This window comes from Micromonospora noduli (genome assembly GCF_003264365.1).
GTDB classification, from domain to species: domain Bacteria; phylum Actinomycetota; class Actinomycetes; order Mycobacteriales; family Micromonosporaceae; genus Micromonospora; species Micromonospora noduli.
In genome coordinates, this window is record NZ_PYAK01000033.1 from 61,966 (window position 1) to 67,965 (window position 6,000).

Below are 6,000 nucleotides of genomic sequence, written 5' to 3' on the forward strand. Positions count from 1 at the left end.
GTCGGCAAGTCAGAGGATGACCATGGCTGACGCGAGGGTGAGCTTGCGAGCCCGCAGTCGGCAGTTGAAAGGATGACAGTGCCTGATCTGTTCGTGGACCTGCGGTCCGACACGGTGACCCGACCCACCGCCGGGATGCGGGAGGCGATGGCCGCCGCTGAGGTCGGTGACGACGTCTACGGCGAGGACCCGAGCGTCAACGCGCTGGAGGCCGAGGTCGCCGCGTTGTTCGGGCACGAGGCGGCGCTGTTCGCCCCGAGTGGTTCGATGGCGAACCAGATCGCCCTGCAACTGCTGGTGTCGCCCGCCGAGGAGTTGCTCTGCGACGCCGACGCGCACGTGGTCACGTACGAGATCGGCGCCGCGGCCGCGTACGGCGGGATCTCCTCGCGGACCTGGCCCGCGGTGGGCGCGGACATCGACCCGGAGGTGGTGGCCGGGATGATCCGGCCGGACGGTTACTTCGCCGTCCCCACCCGCGCGATCGCCGTCGAGCAGACCCACAATCGCGGCGGCGGCGGGGTGATTCCGCTGGCGACCCTGCGGGACCTGCGCGGGGTCGCTGACGAGGCGGGCGTCGCGCTGCACTGTGACGGCGCCCGGATCTGGCACGCGCACGTCGCCGACCAGGTGCCGCTGATCGAGTACGGCCGGCTCTTCGACACGCTGTCGGTGTGCCTCTCCAAGGGCCTCGGCGCGCCGGTCGGTTCGCTGGTGGTGGGCAGCGCGGAGAAGATCGAACGTGCCCGGTTGATCCGCAAGCGGATGGGCGGGGGCATGCGCCAGGCCGGCATTCTCGCCGCCGCCGGCCGGTACGCGCTCGCTCAGCACATCGACCGGTTGGCCGACGACCACGCGAAGGCGGCCCGGCTCGCCGAGGCGGTCGCGCCGTTCGGTGTGCTGGCCACCACGGTCCGTACCAACCTGGTCGCGCTGGACCTCACCAAGCACACCCTGGACGCGCGGGCCCTGGCCGCCGCGGCGCGGGCCGAGGGCGTACTGATCTCGGTGCTCGGCCCCCGTACCGCCCGCCTGGTCACCCACCTGGGCCTCAGCGACGCGGACATCGACCGCGCCCTGGCAGCCCTACCCCGCATCCTCGCCGCAGCCTAAAAACCCCCCACCCCGCCCGCCCCACCCTCCGCTTCACCTCGGTGATCAAGAGGTTCGCGTCAGATTCCGGTCGCCGGGTGACGCAAACCTCTTGATCAACGAGGTTGGGTCAGGGGTGGGACAGGCGGGTGAGGGTGGCGATGTCGGCGGCATGGCCCACGTGCTTCTCGGTGGGCGTTTCCACGACGATCGGGACGCCGGCGGTCGCCGGGTGCGCCATCAGCTCGGCAAAGGCGGGCTCGCCGATGCTGCCCTTGCCGATGTTCTCGTGCCGATCCCGGGTGGAGCCGCACAGATCCTTCGAGTCGTTGGCGTGAACCAGCCGCAGCCGGTCCGCGCCGACAGTGGCCACCAGGGTGTCCAGGGTCGCCGTCATGCCGCCCTCGGCCGCCAGGTCGTGGCCGGCCGCCCAGGCGTGGCAGGTGTCGAAGCAGACCCCGAGCATGGGGTGCCCGTCCACCGCGTCCAGGTAGGGCCCGAGCTGCTCCACCCGGGAGGCCAGTGAGCGGCCACCGCCGGCGCTCGGCTCGACCAGCAACATCGGCCCGCCAGCGGCGGCAGCCCAGTCGAGCAGCGGCAGCAACACCTCGCGGACCTGTCGCATCGCCGCCTCGGCGTGCCCCTCGTCCACCGAACTGCCCGCGTGGAACACCACCCCTCGCGCGCCGATCGCCACGCCCCGACGCAGCGCGTGCGCCAGCGTCTCGCCCGACTTCTCGACAGTGGCCGGGGTGGGCGACCCGAGGTTGACCAGCAGCGCGGCGTGGATGAACGCGGGAATGCCCCGCTCGGCGCAACCGTCGCGGAACAGGGCGTCCTGCACCGGGTCGCCGTTGGGCAGTGCCCAGCCTCGCGAGTTGGAGACGTAGACCTGTACCACCTGCGCACCGGTCACGTCCGCGTACGGCAGGGCAGCCTTCGCCAGCCCACCCGAGGTCGGAGTGTGCGTGCCCACCGGCCGCGCGGAGATCGTCGGCATCAGAAGCACGTCAGTGTGACCGGTGTGCCGGGCGCCACCTGCGAATTTTCGCCCGGGAGCTGGATCCGGACCACGGCGTTCGGGTTGATCGCCATCGTCACCGGGAAGCCCTGACCCTCCAACGCCTGCTTGGCCTGCTGGCACGGCAGGTCGATCACCCGCGGCATGGCGACCAGCGGTGGCCCCTTGCTCACGTCCAGCTTGACCTCGGTGCCCTTCTCCACGCCGGCGCCATCGGCCGGGCTCTGGCCGAGGATCTCGTCCCTCGGCTTGTCGGAGTCCTTGTAGGTCTCCTTCAGCACCAGGTTGAGCTGGGCCAGGGTCGTCCGGGCGTCGGTCAGGCTCTTGCCGACCAGGTTCGGCACCGTCACCGGCGCCCTGCCCCGGCTCAGAATGAGGGTGACCTTCGCACCGGGTTTGACCTCGGTGCCCACCTTGGGAGAGCTGTCCACCACGACCCCGGCCGGCAGGCTGTCGTCGTAACGGGCGGTGCCCCTGGCCACCACCAGCTTCACATTGACCAGGTCCGCCTCGGCGAGCTCGAACTCCTTGCCGATCACGTCCGGTACGGGGAAGCGCTCCGGGCCGAGGGAGAGGGTCAGGGTGATCGTGCCACCCTTGACGATCTTGGCAGCGGACGCCGGGCTCTGCTCCAGCACGCTGTCCTTCGGGGCCTTCTCGTCGAAGCGCGGCTCAGCGTACTTGACGAGAAGTCCGGTGCGGTCGGCCCGCGCCTGCGCCTCAGCCTTGCTCAGGCTCACCAGTTGCGGAGCGTCCGTGTAGCGGCCGACGCCGAACCACCAACCCCCGAGCGCGGCCACCAGGCCCAGCGTCACGACCACGGCCGCGACGGCCAGCCGGCCACGGGGGTTGCTCAGCACCGTGCTGCGCAGCGCGGCGAGCCGGGCGCCCAGGCCCTCCGCCGGCTCCGGGGCGGCCCGCCGCCGCCCCGGCCCCTGGCTGCTGGCGCCCTCGGGCAGTCGTGCCCACGACGGGCGGTTGGGCGGCTGGACCGTCGCGACCATCATTGTCGGCTGGGAGAGCGACGGTTCGCCACTGACCGGGCGGAGTACGGCGGTGTGGCTGTTGGCGTCGCCCAGACGATCCCGGGCCACCTGCACCTCGGCCAACAACGCGCCGGCGTCTGCGGGCCGCGCTTCCGGATCACGCCGGGTGGCACGCTGCACCAGGTCGTCGAGGACCGACGGCAGGCCCGGCACCAGCGTCGAGGGCGTCGGCACGTCCCGGTCGACGTGCTGCCAGGCGACGTCCACCGGGCGGTCCCCGTCGTACGGCACCCGGCCGGTGAGCATCTCGAACAGCACGATGCCGGCCGAGTAGACGTCGGTGCGCGGATCGGCGCGGCCCTCGGTGACCAGCTCCGGGGCGACGTACGCCACGGTGGCCATCAGTTGGTTGCCCTGCTCCTCGTCGGCGCTCGCCTCGACCGCCCGGGCCAGCCCGAAGTCGGCCACCTTCACGACGCTGTCGACCAGGTTGGCGACGCCACCGGTCGGCGCCTCCGCGACCAGCACGTTCTCCGGTTTGACGTCGCGGTGCACGAGACCGGCCCGGTGCGCGGCGGCGATCGCCGCGAGCATCTGCTCGGCGATGGCCAGCGCCTCGTCCGGGTTGAGCCGGCGTCGCTCGGCCAGCACGTCACGCAGCGTGCGGCCACGGACGTACTCCATCACCAGGTACGGCAGGCCGGCGTGCGTGCCCTGGTCGTAGACCGCCACCACGTTCGGGTGGGTCAGCCGGGCGATGGTCTTCGCCTCGTCGGTGAACCGGGCCACGAAGTTGGTGATCCGGGCCCGTGCCTCGCTCGCCTGGGTCGGATGAATGATCTTGACAGCGACGGTGCGCTCAAGGCGTTCGTCGGTGGCGGTGTACACGGTCGCCATGCCACCACGGGCCACGCGACCGCGAATGCGGTAGCGCCCGTCGATCAGCGAGCCCAGCAACGTGTCGGCGACCTGAGTGTCCATCGGCAGGCAGTCTATGTGTCCAGGGGGTGAAGGATGAACAGGATGCTACAGCCGTACGCCGAACCGGTCCGTCCCGCCGCGTTCCCGACCCCTTATTCGCTGGTCAGCGGCGCTCAAGGAAGAGGACGCAGATGGGCCGCCCGGGGTGCCGGTGGCTCGTCGCGGCGGCGGCGTGGCAGGGTGGTCGGGTGACCGAACCCGTACCCGACCAGGCCGCGCCCGGCCTGGAGCTCGCCGGCCCCACCGACCCGGCCGACTGGTTGACCCTGCCCGACGTCGCCGAACGCCTCGACGTGTCGATCAGCAAGGTGCACCAGATGATCCGTGACCGGGAGTTGCTGGCGGTCCGCCGCGACGGCGTCCGCCGGATCCCAGCGGACCTGGTTGCCAACCAGACCGTGCTCAAGCACCTGCCCGGCGTGCTCAATCTGCTCGCCGACAACGGCTATGACGACGAGGCTGTCCTGCGCTGGCTCTACGAGCCGGACGACACCCTCCCCGGCGCCACCCCAGCCGCCGCCCTCTCCGGCGACCAGGCCCGCGAGGTGAAACGCCGAGCCCAAGCCCAAGGCTTCTAACCCCCGCCCCCGGCCCCGGCCCCCGGCCCGGTTGATCATGAAGTTATTGCCAGCCCGCTCGGCGTGTCGTGGCAATAACTTCATGATCAACCCCGGTGGGCGGGGGTGGGGTGAGGGAGGGGGCAGGGTGGGTTAGTCGGATCGGCGGGTTGCGGCTATGGCCAGGTCTACCAGGGCTTGGCGGGCCTCGGTGTCGAGGTCGACGGCGGTCAGGGCGGCCAGGGCGGCGTCGGTGAGTGTGACGATTCGCTGTTCGGTACGGGCCAGCGCCCCGCTCCCCGAGATCACCTCGCGGAGCCGGGCCACACCGTGCTCGTCCAGCTCCGGGTCGCCGAGCCGGCCGAGCAGCAGCTCGCGGCCCGCGTCGTCGGTGGCCTCCACGGCCGCCGCCACCAGGTAGGTGCGCTTGCCCTCGCGTAGATCGTCCCCGGCCGGTTTGCCGGTCAGCGCCGGGTCGCCGAAGACCCCCAGCACGTCGTCGCGGAGCTGGAACGCCTCGCCCAGCGGCAGCCCGTACGCCGAGTAGGCCGTCCGTACGTCCTCCGGCGCGTCGGCCAGCGCGGCGCCGAGCAGCATCGGACGCTCGACGGTGTACTTCGCGGACTTGTACCGGGCGACCTTGCTGGCCCGTTCCACCGAGGTGTCCCCGGTGACCTGCGTGAGCACGTCGAGGTACTGCCCGACGGTGACCTCGGTGCGCATCTCGTCGAAGACCGGCCGGGCCCGGGCCAACGACCACAGGTCCAGGCCGGCGGAGTGCAGCAGCTCGTCGGACCAGACCAGGCACAGGTCGCCGAGCAGGATGGCCGCGGCGTCGCCGAAACCGTCCGGGTCGCCACCCCAGCCGGCCTCCCGATGCCGGGTGGCGAACCGTCGGTGTACCGCGGGCTCGCCGCGACGGGTGTCGGAACGGTCCATCAGGTCGTCGTGGATCAGGGCGCTGGCCTGGACGAACTCCAGTGAGGCCAGGGCGGTCAGCACCTGGTCGCCGTCCAGCCCGCCGGCCCCCCGGAACCCCCAGTACGCGAATGCGGGACGCAGCCGCTTGCCGCCGCCGAGCACGAACGCCTCGATCGCCTCGGCCACCGGACCCAGCGCGTCGTCCACGGCGGCGAGCCGGACCCGTTGGCCGGCCAGGAACTCGGTGAGGGCCTTGTCGATCCGCTGCCGCAGGCCGGCGCGGTCGACGGGGGACACGGGAGCAGCGTGGGTCACGCCCCGACGCTAGCCGGTCGTCCGTGCTCGTGCTCCACCGCCACGCGTAGTGCCGCCGGTGCGGCCGGGACCCGTCCGCCCGGCCGGTCGCGCGCCGGCCGCCGCGGCACGGCCCGGCCCGGTGGCC

General features: G+C 72.1%; 5 protein-coding genes. 2 read left to right on the top strand and 3 right to left on the bottom strand.

The window, feature by feature from the left end:
- Positions 1 to 72: 72 nt before the first annotated feature.
- Complete coding sequence (locus GUI43_RS22420; protein WP_373861035.1) at positions 73 to 1,113, top strand: threonine aldolase family protein; 1,041 nt, start codon at positions 73 to 75, stop codon at positions 1,111 to 1,113.
- Positions 1,114 to 1,222: 109 nt separating this feature from the next.
- On the opposite strand, the gene GUI43_RS22425 is transcribed toward GUI43_RS22420, so the two are convergent.
- Both GUI43_RS22425 and pknB read right to left on the bottom strand, forming a co-directional pair.
- Complete coding sequence (locus GUI43_RS22425; protein WP_112582777.1) at positions 1,223 to 2,092, bottom strand: deoxyribonuclease IV; 870 nt, start codon at positions 2,090 to 2,092, stop codon at positions 1,223 to 1,225.
- The gene (gene pknB, locus GUI43_RS22430) at positions 2,092 to 4,080 is read right to left on the bottom strand and encodes a Stk1 family PASTA domain-containing Ser/Thr kinase (RefSeq protein ID WP_112699724.1); all 1,989 of its coding nucleotides are present in this window, start codon (positions 4,078 to 4,080) and stop codon (positions 2,092 to 2,094) included. Before pknB ends, GUI43_RS22425 begins: the two co-directional genes overlap by 1 nt.
- 188 nt (positions 4,081 to 4,268) lie before the next feature.
- Here pknB and GUI43_RS22435 point away from each other — a divergent pair, with 188 nt between their 5' ends.
- Positions 4,269 to 4,658 carry an Rv2175c family DNA-binding protein gene (locus tag GUI43_RS22435; RefSeq protein WP_091408069.1) on the top strand — a complete coding sequence of 130 codons (390 nt, stop codon included), beginning with the start codon at positions 4,269 to 4,271 and terminating at the stop codon, positions 4,656 to 4,658.
- A 132-nt stretch (positions 4,659 to 4,790) separates the two neighbouring features.
- Here the strand turns inward: GUI43_RS22435 and GUI43_RS22440 are convergent, their stop codons facing one another.
- Entirely contained in the window at positions 4,791 to 5,873 is a 1,083-nt protein-coding gene (locus GUI43_RS22440) for a polyprenyl synthetase family protein (protein WP_112582775.1), read from the bottom strand.
- Positions 5,874 to 6,000: the final 127 nt, after the last annotated feature.

Bases quoted from the DNA above. Each gene is read 5' to 3' on its own strand.
- GUI43_RS22425 (WP_112582777.1), bottom strand. From the start codon at position 2,092: ATGCCGACGATCTCCGCGCGGCCGGTGGGCACGCACACTCCGACCTCG.
- GUI43_RS22420 (WP_373861035.1), top strand. From the start codon at position 73: ATGACAGTGCCTGATCTGTTCGTGGACCTGCGGTCCGACACGGTGACC.
- pknB (WP_112699724.1), bottom strand. From the start codon at position 4,080: ATGGACACTCAGGTCGCCGACACGTTGCTGGGCTCGCTGATCGACGGG.